Source organism: Enterococcus gallinarum, from assembly GCF_021496385.1.
Lineage (GTDB): Bacteria > Bacillota > Bacilli > Lactobacillales > Enterococcaceae > Enterococcus_D > Enterococcus_D gallinarum.
In genome coordinates this window covers 1,372,448-1,390,795 of sequence record NZ_CP050816.1, presented here as the reverse complement: position 1 = coordinate 1,390,795, position 18,348 = coordinate 1,372,448, and the positions used below count along the sequence as shown (strand labels likewise).

Annotated in this window: 12 protein-coding genes and 1 riboswitch; of the genes, 2 read left to right on the top strand and 10 right to left on the bottom strand. The window is 41.0% G+C overall.

Annotation, left to right across the window (positions count from 1 at the left end):
• The 7 genes from HED61_RS06665 to HED61_RS06635 all read right to left on the bottom strand — a co-directional run bounded on the left by HED61_RS06665 (window position 1) and on the right by HED61_RS06635 (window position 11,227).
• Window positions 1-768 carry an ABC transporter ATP-binding protein gene (locus tag HED61_RS06665; protein WP_041119380.1) on the bottom strand — a complete coding sequence of 256 codons (768 nt, stop codon included), beginning with the start codon at window positions 766-768 and terminating at the stop codon, window positions 1-3.
• Window positions 765-1,772 (bottom strand): FecCD family ABC transporter permease, encoded by a 1,008-nt coding sequence (locus HED61_RS06660; RefSeq protein WP_002345869.1) that lies wholly within the window; start codon window positions 1,770-1,772, stop codon window positions 765-767. The genes HED61_RS06665 and HED61_RS06660 overlap by 4 nt, the downstream gene beginning before the upstream one ends.
• Entirely contained in the window at window positions 1,765-2,724 is a 960-nt protein-coding gene (locus HED61_RS06655; protein ID WP_002345870.1) for an ABC transporter substrate-binding protein, read from the bottom strand. Before HED61_RS06655 ends, HED61_RS06660 begins: the two co-directional genes overlap by 8 nt.
• Before the next feature lie 219 nt (window positions 2,725-2,943).
• A riboswitch (cobalamin riboswitch) is annotated at window positions 2,944-3,109 on the bottom strand.
• Window positions 3,110-3,347: 238 nt separating this feature from the next.
• A complete protein-coding gene (locus tag HED61_RS06650) occupies window positions 3,348-4,205 on the bottom strand; it encodes a class C sortase (protein WP_081131273.1) in 858 nt (285 codons plus the stop codon).
• A 276-nt stretch (window positions 4,206-4,481) separates the two neighbouring features.
• Window positions 4,482-6,359, bottom strand: a complete 1,878-nt coding sequence (locus tag HED61_RS06645) for a SpaH/EbpB family LPXTG-anchored major pilin (protein ID WP_195957902.1) — start codon at window positions 6,357-6,359, stop codon at window positions 4,482-4,484.
• On the bottom strand, window positions 6,356-7,771 hold the full coding sequence (locus tag HED61_RS06640) for a SpaH/EbpB family LPXTG-anchored major pilin (RefSeq protein ID WP_219645610.1): 1,416 nt from the start codon (window positions 7,769-7,771) through the stop codon (window positions 6,356-6,358). Before HED61_RS06640 ends, HED61_RS06645 begins: the two co-directional genes overlap by 4 nt.
• Before the next feature lie 3 nt (window positions 7,772-7,774).
• Window positions 7,775-11,227: a vWA domain-containing protein gene (locus HED61_RS06635; RefSeq protein ID WP_270049398.1), complete on the bottom strand. Its 3,453-nt coding sequence runs from the start codon at window positions 11,225-11,227 to the stop codon at window positions 7,775-7,777.
• A gap of 249 nt (window positions 11,228-11,476) precedes the next feature.
• On the opposite strand from HED61_RS06635, the gene HED61_RS06630 reads away from it, so the two are divergent.
• Window positions 11,477-12,910, top strand: coding sequence for a helix-turn-helix domain-containing protein (locus HED61_RS06630; RefSeq protein WP_081131270.1), 1,434 nt, complete (start codon window positions 11,477-11,479; stop codon window positions 12,908-12,910).
• A 275-nt stretch (window positions 12,911-13,185) separates the two neighbouring features.
• On the opposite strand, the gene HED61_RS06625 is transcribed toward HED61_RS06630, so the two are convergent.
• Window positions 13,186-14,163: a choloylglycine hydrolase family protein gene (locus HED61_RS06625; protein WP_219645612.1), complete on the bottom strand. Its 978-nt coding sequence runs from the start codon at window positions 14,161-14,163 to the stop codon at window positions 13,186-13,188.
• Window positions 14,164-14,417: 254 nt separating this feature from the next.
• Here HED61_RS06625 and HED61_RS06620 point away from each other — a divergent pair, with 254 nt between their 5' ends.
• Window positions 14,418-15,518 (top strand): mandelate racemase/muconate lactonizing enzyme family protein, encoded by a 1,101-nt coding sequence (locus HED61_RS06620; protein ID WP_003127741.1) that lies wholly within the window; start codon window positions 14,418-14,420, stop codon window positions 15,516-15,518.
• 65 nt (window positions 15,519-15,583) lie between these two features.
• Here the strand turns inward: HED61_RS06620 and HED61_RS06615 are convergent, their stop codons facing one another.
• Window positions 15,584-17,002, bottom strand: coding sequence for a glycoside hydrolase family 1 protein (locus HED61_RS06615; protein ID WP_081131268.1), 1,419 nt, complete (start codon window positions 17,000-17,002; stop codon window positions 15,584-15,586).
• Window positions 17,003-17,015: 13 nt separating this feature from the next.
• Entirely contained in the window at window positions 17,016-18,320 is a 1,305-nt protein-coding gene (locus tag HED61_RS06610) for a PTS sugar transporter subunit IIC (RefSeq protein ID WP_003127739.1), read from the bottom strand.
• Between the last annotated feature and the right edge of the window lie 28 nt (window positions 18,321-18,348).

Below are 18,348 nucleotides of genomic sequence, written 5' to 3'. Positions count from 1 at the left end.
TTACTGGATATTTTTCCAAGCTTCATGTTGGTGTTGAAAATAAGAGACGATATCTACATCAAAAATATGCTCAAGAAACGCTTTCGAAGCGATGTCTTGAAAATCTCCTTTCGCAGCAATAGTCCCCTCTTTCATAAAAACGATTTCTTCACTCAATGTCAGTGCTAAACGAATGTCATGAAACACACCAATAATGGTTTTTTTAGAGTGAGTGCCCCATTCATTCAACTGATGAATCAATTCTTGCTGATAGCGAATATCCAGATGATTATTAGGCTCATCTAATAAAATGATCTCGGGATCCTGCAGGAATAGTTTGGCTAAAAAAACACGTTGTTGCTGTCCTCCAGAGAGTTGATTGACAACTTTATCTTTGATATCGATCAGATGAGCAGTCTCTAGGTAATGAAGAACCCGTTCTTTTTCTTGTTTAGAGACGATAGGCAAAAAACGATGTGACTGTTGGCGATAAGCCCCCATCAAGACGGTTTCATAGACCGTGTAATCGAAGGCCACCGTTGTAAACTGACTCATCATAGCAACTTTATCAGCTAAGAATTTTCTTTTTAATCCGCCTACTTCTTGTCCATCAATCATGACAGACCCTTTATAAGGAATCAAGCCAGCAATCGTTTTTAGCAAGGTCGTTTTCCCACAGCCATTAGGTCCCAAGATACAGGTCTTGCTTCCTTGCTGAAAGGTTAAAGAAATGTCTGTTAAGATACGAGATTGCTGCAGAGTCACTGCCGCTTTTTCTAATTGAATCATGCTACAGCTCCCCTTTTTTGGAAATAAATATACAAAAAGAATGGGGCGCCAATAAGCGCCGTCACCGCACCAATTGGTATTTCTCTTGGCGATAAGATCGTCCGTGCTATCGTATCTCCTAGCACCATCAATGTCCCTCCTAATAGAGCCGATCCGGGGATTAGCCACCGGTGGGTAGCACCTAAATAACGGCGAACAATATGCGGTGCGATCAAGTCTACAAAACCAATCACACCAACAAACGACACGGCACTTCCTGCCAGTAAACTTGCAAAAAGTATGATTCTTAACTTCACAGTTTTCACTTCAACTCCTGAAAGCATGGCTTGCTCCTCACCTAAACCCAGAACATCCAAATTATTTGCGTCACCCCATAAAAATAATGTACTTAGGATAGCGATAGGGCAATAAATGACGATTTTTGTCCAATTACTGCCGGAAAAGCTCCCCATTTGCCAAAAGACGAGTTCTTTTAAATAATCTTGAAAGAGCGCCGTAATCAACGTTAAAATTGCACCAACAAATAAAGTCATGACCATTCCCACTAAAACGACTGTTTGATTGGACATCTGGCGATCCATCGTACGAGTAAATAGTAAAACAAGAAAAACAGTCGTTAACCCGAAGAGAAAGCCCGTAAAAGGTAATAATAGACTGCCAATGATCGTGGCTGATATACCTGCGACCATGATCAATGCTGCTCCGAGGGAAGCCCCCGCTGAAACGCCTAATGTATAGGAAGAAGCCAATGGGTTTCCCAAAAGAGATTGCATCACTGTTCCACTAACAGCCAACCCAGCACCTACTAAGTATGCCAGCACGACTCGCGGTAAACGAACATTCCAAATAATCCCTTCCAAAATACCATCTTCAGAAATCTTCTTTCCTGCTAGAATGTTGAACAGATCACTGCTGGAGATCGGCACACTGCCAATCTTGATGCCAAGTAAGAGCATTCCCAAACTAATGACGATCAATAGTAAGAGAAAACGTTTTTTATTCATCTTTCAAATCCTTGTACGCTTCTGGATAAATGGCTTTTGCCATTTGCTTTAAAGCTTTTGTCATGTGGTGATTTGGCAAAGAGCTCGATCGATTATCAATGGCAAATACTTCTTTGTTTTGAACCGCAGGTACTTTTTCCCAATTTTTCCGTTCCAAGATTTCTTTTGCCGGATCGTCAATATAGTCAACATTCGTTAGGATAACATCGGGTTTTGCAGCAATTGCTGCTTCTTCTCCGACAGGAAGCCAGCCTTTCTCGTTTGCTAGAACATTTTTGGCACCAATCGTTTCGATCATTTCATTTAAAAATGTCCCACTTCCAAAACTATAAATATCTGGTAATGCAGCTACTTCAAATAAAACACTCTTTTGATTCTTGATAGTTTTGCCGATTTTTGCAACATCATCAATTTCTTGAGTCATCTTATCGACTAGTTTTTGTCCTTTCTCATGCTCTGACAAACTATCAGCAATGAATTGGACGTCTTCTTTAATGGCTTGAATACTGGTACTTGTCGGTATATTGACAATCGTGATCCCGGCATCTTCTACTTGCTGCCAGACACTTTCAGAACTTGCTAAATTAATGTCATTCACATAGACGATTTGCGGTTTCAATGCAATCAATTTTTCTGCATCAATCGCCATCATATCCATTTGAGGTAATGCCTGAAGCGCTTCATTCAGTGACCCGCTTTGCATGTCAACAGCAACCAATTCATTCGTTTTTCCTATATCATCAATAACTTCTGTTACTGATGGAACCAGTGAAACGATTTTAGTTGCCTCTTTAGGCAATGAGATCTCTTTCCCACTACGGTCTTTCGTCGGCAAATTTTGTTCTGTTTTCTCAGTTGAAGCCGTAGCTTCGTTTTCTTGTTTGCCGCAACCCGCTAATCCAATCCCAGCAACTAGTCCGATGGTCATGATCGTCATTAGAATTTTTTTCATCTTTTTTTCCTCGCATTCAACTTTTTTTGAATTTTTTCTTCCAACCCTTACGGATAAATCGATTATTCTTCTTTCCTACGGTTTGTCTATCCCTCCTTTTACTTTGTATCAAAAAACAAAAAAAACCACTTTTCCTTTAATAGAAAAAGTGGTTCATTAACAGTACTAACAGTAGATCAAGCCAGTTATCGTCGAAGCCCCTTCTTTTTCCTACAAAAGAATGAATAGACTTATCAAGCCGGTATCCTGACTTAGCTTCTTCTTACTCCCAATCCTTCCAGAATAGAATCATTCTGTGGTTCTCTTGGTTTCATCCACCATACAGTAGGTAGGTCTGTAGAGGATTCACACCTCTTTCCCTGACACTTCATAAGTATACGTTTATTGTATCTTCTTTGATAGCTAGTTTTCAAAAGGATCAGCAGACGTCCTTGTCCACTAATACACCCTCATTATAGCGTTTACGAATATTTTGTCAATCCTCTTAACGTCTTACGGCAGGTTCGATAGCATAAGAGATACAAAGGTTGTGCTGGCTAGCAAATAAATCAGCTTTCTTTATGCCCTGTAAATCAAAAAAATTTTTTATTAAAAACAGGGTTTCTTTGATCAGCCAACTCATTTTATCTGCTAGATACTGGAGGGTTCCCAGTTTTTTTCTTTCGCCGCTTATACCACCAAATACAAAAAACGAGGAAGCCGCAGGCAGTAAAAATGAGGATCCACAGAAACTGCTGTTGTTGCTGTTTGACTTTCTTTATGTCATCAGTGACTTTCGGATGATAAGGAATCCGGTGTCCTCTTACCAATAATCGATGACTATTGATCATGTAGGGAGTGCAGGTCAACAATGTGACAAGATCTTTACCAGATTCAATCTGAAGGTCTTGTGTATCGGTGGGGACAACAGTTTTGATTTGATCGACTTGATAAACGAGTGTTTCGCCGTAGACTTCTAAATAAAACTCATCGCCTTCCTGCAATTCTGGCAAATCAGTAAATAGTTTTGCTTGCGGCAATCCACGATGACCCGAAATGACGGCGTGGGTATTTTTGCCTCCTGTAGGAAAAGAAGTCCCTTCCAGTAATGAGCTGCCTTTTTCCAACAATGCTGAATTAGTCTTGTCAAAAATAGGGACTCGTACATTGATTTTGGGGATCGTTAACACACCGATCGTATGGCTTTCAAAATACGATTTATCTGGTTTTTTACTGATTTTCTCTGCTTCAGAGAATGGATCCAGTCCGGGGGAGCCGCCTTCTTTGGCTAACTGTTGATTTTTACCGATCTGCGCTTGCAACTTCGCCATTGCGGCGGCATTTTCTTGATTTGCTTCTGCTTGGTAATGCGCAATGATCTGTTGGTCCAAATAATTATTCAGTGCATCGCTAATGAATGGATAGGAAAAAATCCCTACACCAATCAACAACAAAAGGATCATCAATCGATCGACTATCTGGTGTCCTCTTTTTTGTTTCATCGTTTCCTCCTCAAAAAAATTAAAGGAGCTGTGACAAAAGACTTGTCACAGCTCCGTTTTCCGAACAAGTGGTTCAACAAGCGGTTAGAATCAGCTTCTTCAAAAATAGCTTTTCAAAAAAATGGGAAAAGCTATTTTAGAAAATCCTTTCTTATTTCTTGAAGCGGACCACGTCTGTTGCAACCTCCCGTTTTTATCTGACTAGGTCGAAATAGCTGAGATCTGCTTTTGAGGCTGCCAATTTTTCTAGAAGTGAAAATCTAGCAAAACAGAAACTCAACGAGTTTCTTTTCGTTTCATGAAATACAAACCCACAATGATCAAGATCAGCGTACCGCTGCCTAAATAAAGATAGATGCCTTTTCCGCCTGTAGAAGGCAATGTTCCTTTGTGTTTGTTAGGCACTTTTTCAGGAGCAACTAATTCTTCTGTGGTTCCGTAAGAATGCTCATCCACTGTAAATTGGATTCGATTTGTTAGTAATACATAATTTTCTGGCGCTGCAGTTTCTTCCAAATAATAGGAACCATATTTTAGTCCAGTAATGACGACTAGACCATCAGCTTGCGTCGTGAATGTTGTTGCATCTGCTTTGTTTGCCACCCAAGTCACTGTTTTCGCTGCTTCATCGACCTTCAAATAGTTTGCACCCTCACTATTTTGATCACGTACAACGAAAGAGGCACCTGCTAGAGCTTGCGTGGATGAAACATCCCCATCGACTTTGATAAATCGTTTCCCACCGGTGACGACTTCTACTGTTGGTGGCGTTTGGTCATTGGTATGACCATTATCAACATTGGCTTCGTTTTTAAAGCCTTTCGTTGGATCTGCTTTTTCATTTAGATGCATGAAGTAAACAAATTTTAATGTACCTCCTGGTGTTAAAGAAGGGATGAACGCTGGATCGACAGCGACGGTGAAGCCGTTTGTCTGTTCAGTTACTTGATAGTTTTCAGATGCGATCAGTGTATCACCATCATAAAGAGCATAAGCTGTATCTCCTGAAGGTGTATTGTCAAAGGTCAATGCATCATCATGGGTATCTACTAAGTTAAATTTGTTGTATTTATTGGCATTTCCTTCTTTATCAGCAATACCTAATGGAATATTGACCGCAATCTCGTACTTGATCTTTTCACCAATCGCTACATCTTTGCCGTTTAAATTAGGCGTTGTTTTTTCAACGTTTGATGTATCATTTTTAACGGTTTTTTCTACTGGGGTTTGATTATCCGCTTCAATAGTGAAGGGTGTCTTTGTTTGATCATCAATCAATTCAGCATTGTTCGGTGCTTTGACCTCTTCAAGCGTATAGGAACCCACTTCAAGATTCTTCACCGTTAGTTCACCAGTTTTCTCTTCAGATTCTGTAAAATCATCTTCGCCGATTCCATAGCTTTTACCAGTAACAAAATGCTTTGCTTGTCCTTTGTCGGTTGTCCAAGTGTGGAGACCATCTTTTACCCCTTGAATATACTTGGTCGTACTTGGGGAACCTTCATTTTTTGAGAGTACGAATTCTGCACCATTCAACGATTCATTTTCAGCAGTACCTCTTTTTTTCACATGTAATGCCCCATCATTTGAAACGATATTTTTGGGGTAAATATGAACCGTAGATAATTCTTCTGTCCCATAGTTATACGAGCCGTCTGATTGCTTGATCATCTCATAAACCGGGAAGGCAATGACCATATTGGCAGCAGCCGCTACCCCAGATTTTGGTTCTTCTTTGATGACGTAGACAGCATCTTTGTCGTTTTGTTTTTTCGGTACATTTACGGTAACATTGCCATCTGCATCTGTTATACCTTCAGCTATTGGCGAACCTGGGGTTAGACCTTGAACTGCTTGTTTTGCAGCTTCGACAGTTGCCCCGGCTGCTCGTTGCGCATAAAATTCTGACGTCACATTATAAATGCGGAAAGTGACATCTGCAAGACCTTGATATTGATCAAAATCACTCATCTCTTTCCCACTATTTTGAATGAGCGGATCCGGAAGATCGGTCATTTTCTTTTTATGAATGACGATTTGAGCATTGCTTGCATTTTCCTCAGCATAAGCTGCTGTACCCAACCCATTGATAAAAACAGGTAATGTTAGTAATAGCGTACTTAGTAAGTACCATACTTTTTTTGCTTGTTTCATTTTCTTTCTCCTCGTTTTTGTTTTTGGTCAATCAGCCCAGCAATGACAAAACCTATCAATGCTACACCGGCTAAGATCAATCCTGTTGCTTGTTGCTCATTAGTCTTTGGTAAAAAACCAGTATGTTTCTTGTTGATGATTGCCAGTGGGGTAGCTGCTTTTCCATTTGTTGTATAGGAATTTTTTTCAACCACAAACGGAATGGCTTTTTGATTAAGCAAGTAATTTTTGGGGGCTTGAATTTCTTCCAAGAAATAGTGGCCATCTTTTAACCCTTTGACGGAAAATTCTCCGGCTTGATCAGAAGTGAATCGTTTAGCTCCCGCTTTTTCTCTTTGCCATTGATAACCATTGGCTGATTCATGCAAATAGGCTCCCATTTGATTTTTTACGACGAATACGGCATTTGCCAATGTTCGCTGCGGATCTTGACTATCTCTTTTGACGAACCGTTTCCCACCAGTCCGTATGTCAACTTTTTTGTTGATGATATGTTTATCTGTCAGCAATTGCCCTTCATTTACGATCTCTGTGTCAGGCTCTGCATTCATTACTTTCATTTGGTAAGAGACTTGCAATTTTTGATTGGCAAATTTTTCTAGCTGCTGAATAGAGAAATCCAGGACAAAGCCATGATCCGTTGTTTGAAGTGTATATCCTGTCATAACGGATGTTCCTACTTTTACTGTGATCGTTTCTGGTAAGAGAAATAAGGCAGAATCTGCTGTATCCGATAGTTGGAATTGATGGTAATCCAAGATATTTTCTGGGATATGTGTTGACAGCTGATAACCCACTCTCTCGCCATAGGTAAAATCAGAGGTTTTGGACTGCACTTCTTTTTCAAGAGGCGGCAAATCGTATGCCTTCTCTTCATTTTTTGGGTACAAATGAATCGTGGTCATTTGATTCCCTTTCTGATCAAGAACTGGCAAAACAACGACCATGTTTCCGGCTTTCTCTTTCACGACATTAGGTGCCTCAGCTTCCACGAATAAATAGACCTTATCCCGCTGCTGGCTGTCCTTGGCTGCTAATGTGAAGCTAAGTAAACCATCTTCTCCTTGGATCTTCTCGGTCTTTCCTTCGGCAATCAGGGATCCGGCTGCAGGACCTTGCTCAGCCAACTTTCTTTGCGCAGCTTCCACCGATTCACCATCTTCCCGTAATTGATAGAAAGAATCGGTGACATCGTATACGTGATAGGTGACATCATTTAAACCGCGGTAAGTTTGAAGCAATGTACCTTCTCCGGAATTGATTTGTTCCTGGGGTAACTGCCCTTCAGGAAATAGTAACTTGTGTAACGTGATGCGAACATTCGCTTGCATTTCTCCTGCTGAAACTTGTTGGGAGAAACCTAGTAACACAACTAGAAAAATGCATACACTAAACCAACGCATGCTTTTCATCCGCTACCCCCTCCTTTCTAATCGCTGGAGGTATAAGTAGATACCAGCGATGGCGATCGAACTAAAGGCGAGTAGATAAATCCCTAATCGACCACTTCCACCTGTTTCCGGCAGTGGAACTTTCGCCTGATTGGTCACATCTAGTGTAATCTGGTTGTTTTTTTCTCCAGCAACTAACACATCAGCGACTTCTTCGCCAGCAATCTGTACTGAGCCATCTTCATTGATCACAATTTCAATTGGCTCTTTCAATCCTTGATATCCTTCTGGCGTATATGTTTCCGTCAAGACATATTTTCCCGGCTGTAACTGATCAAAGACAAACGTATCCGTCTCTTCTCCTGATCGTTCAATGTCTGTATTTGGACCCGTCAAACGGAATTCCGCCCCTTTTAATGGCGTCTGATCGTCGGCCTTTTTGTGGACGGTCAAGTCAAAGGCTTTTAACTGGTTTTGATGATTCAACGTCCATTCTTTACTTTGTTTATCCACATTTTTGCCGTCGTAGTGAATCTTTCCATATTTATCCACCGTAAATTTATAGTTGCCGGCGATCGTGTCATACCCCAATGGACCTGAATCCTCGACCATTCGGTATTGACCTGGCTGATCCAATATAAAATGGGCTACCCCTGAATCCGTTGTTTTTTCCGTAGCGATCGTTTGATAACGGTCTGAAGAATTTTTCTTTTGCAACGAAAATGTTGCCCCAGATAAATTTACTTCATTCCCGTCTTGCAGCGTATACTTGCGAATGCCGATTGGCAATTCTGAAAATTGATTAACCACGGTCAGTGTGATCACTTGTTCTTCTGTAGAAACCTCATCCCCATCGATTGTCACAATTCCCTCTGAAGTGACTTCGATTTGCCAAGTTGTTTTCCCACGTTCATGTCCAGCAGGAGCTTGCACTTCTGTGAGAGTATAGGTTTCACCTTTTTGCAGTCGGACATTTTGCGGCAAGGAGTAGCTGCCATCTTGATTATCGATCAATGTCGTACGGCCATTTTTGCCAGTTAATTCAAACACAGCACCTACCAGATTTTTTTCGCCAGCAGAAGAGTTTTTGATCACTTTAAGTGCTAATGGCTGAAACTGTTTCGTGTTTTTCCACGTTGTTTCATCTACTTTTTCTTGCTCATAACCGGGGACAGTTAGCTCTCGAGTCGTTTGATAGCTGAAATCTTGTCCCCGATTATTGTATTTGGGTAGACCTAAGGTTTCGGCATAGGCATCATCTGCTGACTTTGAAAGCTGTGTTACACTAGTGCGTTCCCATAAGCTTCCGGTATCATTTGACGGTTGCGAAATCTTGATGTAGCCTGTTTGCCAATTTGTCGTATCTGAAACTTGTTTTCTGGTCACTTCATAGATAACATTTTCTGGGCGGCTGCTCGGATCATGATCATATTCTTCCCAGATTTTTTTGAAATCAAGCTTGACTCCTGGTGCTTTCCCCGATGGTACTCCAAAATCTACCACTTCATCTGCTGTTGCTACTGGTTGGAAGGTTGTTCTGCCATTCATCGGGTACCAGAAATCAGGTTTGAACGTTGCTGATTCTGTCTGGATCCTGACTTGATAATGGATCTGAATTTCTTGATCTTTCCCTAAATAAATTTCATCACTACGAACGGTGTTCCCTTCAAATGAGAGTGTGGGCATGGCTTGTACTTGAAGGGACCCGACACTTTTGACTGTTAATGTATTTGGTTCGTAACTAAACGGTTCAGCAATCGGATCGGTTACTTTGCCGTTTGCCACAGTTCCAGATATCTGAACCGCTTTTCTCGCGAGATAATCAGAAATATCCGGTGCATGATCGGCTGATTCATAGTAAAGATCACCATTCTCATCCGCAGACACCATTTGCCGCATCTTGTTTTCTACTTCTTGTTTGGATAATCCCGCATTAGTATCACTTTGCAGTTGAATGCCTAATCCATGAATTTCAATCCCTCGCTGCTTTAATGCCATTGCTTCACCAATGGTTGCGATAAACGTACTGTTGATCAATTTATTGGTATTTCTTTGGTCTGGAGCATAGTAGCTGTTAGAAATACGAGAAGTACTGCCCGGCTGGTCTTGTCTATTGGTAAATTGGGTGCCGTAATAGCTGCCATTCGTTTCTGTTTGAACTTTGCTGACTTGGTAGGAAAAAGTGGGAACACCATCTGTCAGTAGAACAATCACTTTTTTGTGTCCATTTGGTGTTGCCAACATGTTTCCGGCATCTCGCAGGGCTTTTTGCGTGAATGTTCCCCCAGTAGTACTGCTTGGAGTAATCGTCTTAATGGCATTTTTGACCGAATCAAAGGGGCCCATCGCGACCGAATCATTCTTGTATCCATCACTTGAATACCCAACATAGCCCATATGAATGTTGTCTGTGATTCCACTTTCTGCTAGCGTATCTACAAATCGATCCACCCCTTTTTGGACCTCGCCAATTCGATTGTTGTCATTCATACTACCTGACCAGTCAACTACTAAAACCAAATCTAACGGTGCGATCTCCTTTTGGACATTTCCGCGAATATTTAGGTATACATCAAATAATCCAGGTGTCGTGGTCTCTTTGGCATACTTGCGAATGGCATAGTCTGCTTGGGAACCAGTCCCACCATATTCAATATAGGAATTGGTTTTGTTCGTTGGTTCCCCGTTCCATTCCGTTTGCCCATCCCATTGTGCAGCTCCGTCTTTGTTTCCTTGATGGTTGCGCACATTCTGATTCCCAGTCGGTTGCCAGCTTGCTGTCGGATAGGTTCCTGACGCATCTGTCGTATACTGAGGCAGGATTGCTTTATGACTGCGATCGAACACTGGATCAGAAGCAACGCTAGGGAGTGAAAAAGGTTTTATCACTTCATCTGCAGCTGTTGATCTTTCAGATGCTTCAGGTCCTTCTGTTTCTCTGTTTTCTGTCAGCGTTTCGTTGGTATTTGATGGATTTATTGATTTTGACTCTTCGGATTCTGCTGAATGTGTATCTGTAGCAGCTGTTTCCTTTACAGCATCCGTTTCTGCTCTAGAAGTATTGTCCTGGGTGTCAGTCGGTTTTTCCTTTGTTGCCTGCGGTATGACAACAGAGACCTTTTGGATCTGACCTTCGTAAATTAATTCTGGTGCTTGCTCGGTCAAAAAAGAATTTTTCTCAACGGGCAGCGTCAGTTGAATGGTCTGATTTAGTTGAGGCTCTATTGTCAGATAGAGGGTATTGTGTTTAATTTGATAACCGTATCCCTCTTGTTTTTCTTCTACTTCTTTTAGCTTGGCATGATCCATTCTTATTTCTTTTTTTATGGGCTCATTTGTTTGATTCGTGAGTGCGACATCTAGTAATAGCTGTGGCTGCTCAGAATCATCTGTTATGATTTTGGCAGATAGAATAGCTGCCCCATTAATAGTTTCTGCTCTAACGATTATGGATGTGAAATAGGAGCTAACCAGCATAAATACTGCTCCTAAAACCCACAACTTCCTCAGTATATTAATTTTCATTCTCCCCTTTCATTTGCGAACCAATAGCAAATCCCAATAGCCTGCATGCTGGAAATTTGTTATTCTAATCAGATACCTAAGTATACATAGAAGGGAAGAATCAAATCACACCAGCTTTCATACCAAGCGGTTTCATTATTGAGATTGCGTTATTGTTTCGTTGATTGTTTTATTAAAGTAAAGGACTTGGGAGGAAATGAAATGATTAGGTTTTTGGAGAAAAATTATCGGAAGATGGAAGAAATCATTCGTGTGTTATCCATTTCTGATAAGTGGATGACTAAAAAAGAACTTGCAAGACACATTGGTAGTAGCGAATCAACGTTTATCCGATATATTGAAGAGATCAAGCAACGCTGGGGAAATGTTTTAACCATCAAAACATCGCATAAATTAGGGTATCGTCTAGAGAATTTCAATGCTACATTGTATCTTCAAATACTCACAGATATGGCGAGAACTTCAACAACGACACAACTCCTTCATGAATTTATTCAACAGCCAGGCAAAACGATCGATTATTATTGTGAGGCAATCAATATCAGTCGATCATCTTTTGCACGAAAACTAAAACATTGCAATAAAGTGTTGGCTGCCTATTCACTTCGGGTCATTGTGGATCGCGGGTATCAGTTAACGAGTCAGGACGATGAGCTGTCTCTGCGGATATTTACGACCTACTTTTTTTTGATGTATTATGGCCATTGTGATTTGCCTTATCACTTTGATAAACAAGAACTAAAACAAGTGATGCGGCGCAATCACTGCATTTTGAATAGTATCAGCTTGGACAACAGCTATGAACATGACTTTTTCATTATGTATTTTATCGTTGATTTGTTAAGAGAGAGTCAAGGATTCCGGCAACGCCCTATCACCAAGATAGCCGTGAAAGCAAAAATCAGTAATGAAGACTATTCATTGATTAAACGCCATTTGAGTGGTATTAGTTTAGAGTCTTGCCAAACAGTCATTGACTACTTTCAAAAAGGGGCTTTCCAGCAATTTTATTCAGAGAATAGATCTGTGATCAGTGAGAAGATACGTGACAATTTGACCTTCAATACTTTTCTGCAGTTGGAACAAATCACAGACGAGGTCGGCGACTTCGTTGTACACTTGCTGACTTGTCTTTATTCCTATGCGCAATTACTGCCTTTTGATACGACAGAGCTGACACAGCGTGCCACTTTTTTTACAAGACATATCAAATTTACACAGCGCCAATTGTATGCACGACTCAAAGCAGAACTGCATTTTTTTTCTGAATTGTTGGAAACGAATCTGATCAGTTATTTGTCTTCTTATGTATTCTGGTTATTGACTTCTTTTCCGGAGATCAATCAGACTTTGGTGTCAAAAAAGATCTTAGTGATCAGCGATATGGGGATCAATCACAGTCAATACATCAGTTACTATGTTCAAGATATTCTTGATCTGCATAAAATTCGTTCAGATATCCTGCCCATCAATGGTGAGCAATTAGGTAACTATGACTTGGAATCCTTTGATTTGATCATCACGAATCAGCCGATTTCTGAAACAAAAGTTCCCAGTGTTGTTATCAATGACGCCTTACTATTTTCAAATAAAAAAAAATTACTGGACTTATTGTATTTCAAAGATTTTTTTTAATATATGAAAGTAAAAAAATTATTTCTTGTTTTCTTCTCGTAGTTTCAATGAACGATTATCATAAGAATACGCTTTTCCTTTGAACCGTTTTTTTCAGCATCAGAATAGATAAACTCCCCAGCTACCTACTACAAAAATTTCGACGGCAAATCACACGAAAAAAAGATCTGCGGTAATGACACACCGCGGATCTTTTAATTGGAGAGATGACTCTTCGTTAAACTAAGTTATTTTCTACTTATCTATCTTTGCATCGACCGTTGCGTGGCCGATTATTACACCATCGTTTTTGTTGTGAAACTCTTGGCAACCGCAAAAATCCGGGGCTGTTTCAATTGTAACCACTCTTTCTTCAATTCCAATGAAAAAACTTCTTGGGTTTCATAAGGATTGAAATAGTAAGTACCATTTGTCACATTATAGACCACTCGATACTGAGTATACTCAGATTGACCATTATCTTCGACCATCAGTCCTTTGGGGATCGTGGCATTATTTAAGAGATGGAACATGGCATTGACTGTTTCTTCGGCAGTCTCTCCTACATTCACAAACTGTTTGTTATAAACGGTTCGAACAAATCGTTCAGGGGAAGTCAATCCGCCCGGTAAAATAGATGTTCCATTTCCAAGACCAAAGGGGAGCACCTCTACTCCATTGACTGTTGCGGGAGGAAAATTAGCAGGTCTCGCAGCTAAATAGTTGCCAATATTTTTTACATGCCACTCCAATTCTGGACTGTTAGTCATCACGCCGATTGGATTTTCTTTTATTTCGATAAAACCACGATTGGTTTCAATGACAACACATCTTCCGGTAGTATCCGTTACAATAAAATGCAATGGGACTGTGATACCTAGTAGCGCCGTTTCTATCTGTACTAGATTGATCCTGCTGATTTTTTGGTACAAATCAGGGATGTCTGCTACGTTTCCTAATACCCAATGTAACAATTCATGGGGTGCAAGGTTTATTTTCTCCGCTGTGTATTCGCAATAAACAGCTTCATTCGAAAAGTAGAGTTCAGCAATCGTTAGTCCCTTCTCATTGACCCCATCAATAAAAAGAAATTCTTCTAACTGTTTGCCCGTTCCAACAAAGCCATAGGTATTGGTGACCTGTCCCCCTAGTTGTAAAGACCATTGATACTCCCGTGGCATGACGATTGGTTCGCCGTCTAGCAAAAATGCAAAGTCCATCGTCCGAGCAAAAAAAGTCTGTCCATGAGCAGTCAGCGTGAAACTTGTACACATATGTGTGATCTCCTTTTTGTTCATCATAGCTTGGGTTGCGCAGAAGTTCAACTATTTCAGCGTGCTCCCACCAAGAAATTTGACTCCTTTTCAGATCGGAATCACTTGGTTAAAGGTCGCTGGAAAAACAGGATTATTACAATAATAGAAAGAGATTGACAACTCAAGCCACAAATGAAAACGCTTGAATTCTTACCACGTGGATGTTAAGATAATAATGCACACGTTAACATTATTGGAAAAGGAGGAATTTTATGTCCACGATCACAGAAATCCAAACTTCCTACTATCGGATTCCCTTACCAGAATTAATGGAAGATGCCAAACACGGATTACACACTCACTTTGAGGTGCCAATCGTCAAAGTGCGCACGGATGATGGTAGAGAAGGTATCGGTTATACGTATACGGGTGGTTTCGGAGGAGAGTCGATCGCTAAATTGATCGACAAAGAACTGAAACATATCCTGCTAGGAAAAGATCCTGCTTGTGTGGAAGCTCTTTGGGAACAGATGAATTGGGGCATCCATTACATTGCCCGAGGTGGTCTAGCAAGCTTTGCCATTGCCGCCTGTGATATTGCCCTTTGGGATCTGCGCGCAAAAAAAGCACGAGAACCATTATATAAACTTTTGGGAGGACACAGCAATAAAGTAAACTGCTATGGCGGTGCCATTGACTTGAATTTTCCATTAGAAAAATTATTAGCCAACAATCAAAAATATTTGGATATGGGATTACGGGCTGTCAAAATCAAGTTAGGGCAAGCAACACTGGCGGAAGATATCGCCCGCATCAAAGCCGTTCGTAAATTGATCGGTCCCGATATTACCTTTATGGTGGATGCCAATATGAGCTGGTCCGTTGAACAAGCCGTCAAAGCCGCTAAATTGATGGCGCCTTTTGATATTCTCTTTTTGGAAGAGCCAACGATTCCCGAAGACTACGAAGGATATGCTCGAATCGCTAAAGAAGGTCAAATAGCAGTTGCTGGCGGAGAAAATTTACGAACACCAATTGAATTTGCTCATATGCTATCTTATGGTCAAGTCGATTTTCCTCAACCGGATGCCTCGAATTGTGGAGGGATCACTGGCTGGCTGAAAATTGCGGCATTGACACAGTTGCATAATGTCAGTATCTCGACTCACGGCATGCAAGAGCTTCATGTCAGTCTGCTGGCTGCCATGCCTAATGCCGGATACCTAGAGATGCATAGTTTCCCGATCGATCAATACACCACTCGCCCTCTGATGATTGATCCAGAGGATGGAATGGCTATCGCGCCAGAAGAACCGGGAATTGGTGTGACCTTTGACTGGGACAAATTAGCCCCTCATCAATTGGATTTTTAAGCAATATACACAAGGAGCTGTGACAAAAGATTTGTCACAGCTTCTCTAATCTTAATGTACTTAGTTTAAAGAATAAGCGGCAATTCCTCATAGGACAAGCGACGTTCATCAATTAATTCTCGATACCAATAGGCTGATTTTTTCAAAGAACGGGTACGGGCAGCATTTCTTTCGATCCGCACCAGCCCATAGCGGTTTTTAAAGGCATTCATCGGTGAGATACAGTCGGTAAAAGCCCAGAGCATATAACCCTCGCAATTCGCCCCTTCTTCCACTGCTTTTAAAAGCCAATAAAGATGTTGGGAAATGAATTGGATCCGATAGTCATCTACTACCTGACCATTCTCATCCATGAACGCCTCTTCATTCTCCCGACCCATGCCATTTTCTGTGATCAGCCAAGGAATGTTGCCGTAATTTTCTTTGAGGTAGTTTGCCATGTCATACATGACTTTCGGATAGATTTCCCACCCTCTAGAACGATTCATTTGTTTGCCAGGAAGATCAAAGTTCTCATAGAATCGCTCCGGATGAAACGGTGTTTCAGCATTCCACTGATAATAAGGTGCCCGCACACGCTTTGGATAGTATTGATTGATTCCTAAAAAATCAACCGTATGTTGTTGGATCACTTCTAAGTCTTCTTTTGCAGGATCAAAATAAATATTATGCTCTTTACATAATGCAATCAGTTCTTCGGGATAAATGCCTTTAATCATCGGATCAAAAAAGACTCGGTTGAAGAAAAGATCGTACATTTTTTTCGCTTGCTGATCTTCTTTCGAAGAAGAACGAGCATACACCATTTCAGGATTCAATACGCAGCCGATTCTGCCTTGATAGCCTTTTTCATGATATGTTTTTATCGCTAATGCAGAAGCTAATGTTTTATGATAATTCCATTGCATCCATTTCTTCGTATTTTGTTCATGGGGCCAGCGAATCGCATCAAGATAGCAACGGGTCTGGATCACGATAGGTTCATTGAAAGTGAACCAGTGCTTGACCCGATCACCATAACGTTCAAAGGCGATTGCTGCATACTTGCTATACAATTCGACAACATACCGAGAACTCCAGCCATCATACGTGTCTAATAAGTAAGCAGGCAATTCATAGTGTTCCAGACACAACATGGGTTCTACTCCTGCAGCAATCAATGCATTGATCACCGCATCGATATGGGCTGCATATTCTTCATCGACGATCAACTTCTCATAGTCGGTAAAAAAGCGTGCCCAATTGATGGATGTGCGATAATGTGTCAGATGTATCTCTTTCATCAGCTCAATGTCTTCACCATACTGTTCCATGAAGTTCGTTGCAACGGCCGGTCCATAGCCTTCATGCCAGACAAAACGCTCTTGTTGATACCATTGATCCAAGAAAGAATCCTGACCCGCTTTTTTTCCTTGCCAGCCTTCTGTCTGCCAAGCAGAAGAAGCGGCCCCTAAGATAAATGTTTCTGGTATTTCAATTAACATAAGCCTCTCCTTTTTATGCCACTTCGTTCGTTGAACGATTCATTACGATAACGAATGGCAAATAAATAATGATCGATAATAAAATACAGATGATTTGTGTGACCACTGCACCGATGTCTCCTGCTGTAGCTAAGTAGGCATTGACGATTGGCGGCATTGGCCACGGTACCATCACAACCGCTTTTGCTGCAAAACCGATGGATGTAGCAATATAACCCACCGTGCCGGTAATAATCGGGGTCAGAATAAATGGAATCGCCAAGATCGGGTTCAGCATGATCGGCATACCGAAAATAACAGGTTCATTGATATTGAAAATGCCTGGTGCTAAGGACAGCTTCGTGATTTGACGCATATCTTCACGCTTGCCTGCAATCAAGATAGCAATCAGCAAGCCAATGGTGACACCTGATCCTCCCATACTCATATACATATCCCAGAATGGCATCGTAATGATGTTAGGCACTTCTTTTCCTGCCTCAAAGGCTTCTGTATTCACGGCGATAGCCGCTAGCAGTAATGGTTCACGAATTGGTTTGACCATCTGATTGCCGTGGATACCAATGACCCAGAAAACTTGTGCAATAAACATCAACAACAAGATACCAGGCAGACCTTGTACTATCCCTTCTAATGGTTTTTGCACAATATTATAAATGATATCGTAAGCATACATTCCTGTGATGGCTTTGATAGCAAAGCCAACTGTCGCAATGATCGTTACTGTTAATATTGTAGGGAAAAGCGCCGAGAAACTTGCTGAGACATTGGCAGGAACACTTTCCGGCATCTTGATTTGCAATCTTTTTTGGCGGCAAAGCCAGGCATAAAGTTCAATTGATAGGATTGCCACGAACATGCCCAAGAATAAACCTTTCGTATCTGTATATTGTTTCGCTAAAACATTCTCGGCAATAACAGTAGCATCTTCATGTAAGAATTCAAAAACCATCGGATTGACCGATAAGTAAGACATCACTGCAATGATCCCAGGGAAAACACCATCGATTTTGTTCAGTTTTGCCAGTTCGATCCCAATTAAAAAAACAGCATAAATCGTTAGAAAACTAAGTGTTACATAACTGACTGCCGAAGAGATCGGCTTTAGATTTTCTAAAAAGCTGAGCGCATCAATTTTTGCTAAGCCGTTCTCCGAATCAAAAACCATTGCTGAAAATAAGGTCCCAAAGGCACCTGTGATAATGACTGGTATCAAAGCGGCAAAAGCGTTCTTAATTACCATGATGTACCGCCAACTATTGATTCTCGTAGCAACTTTACCTAAGCCATTTGCCAATCGATCCATAAACCCTTCCATTTTTACTCCTCCTAGCTCCTCTATGATT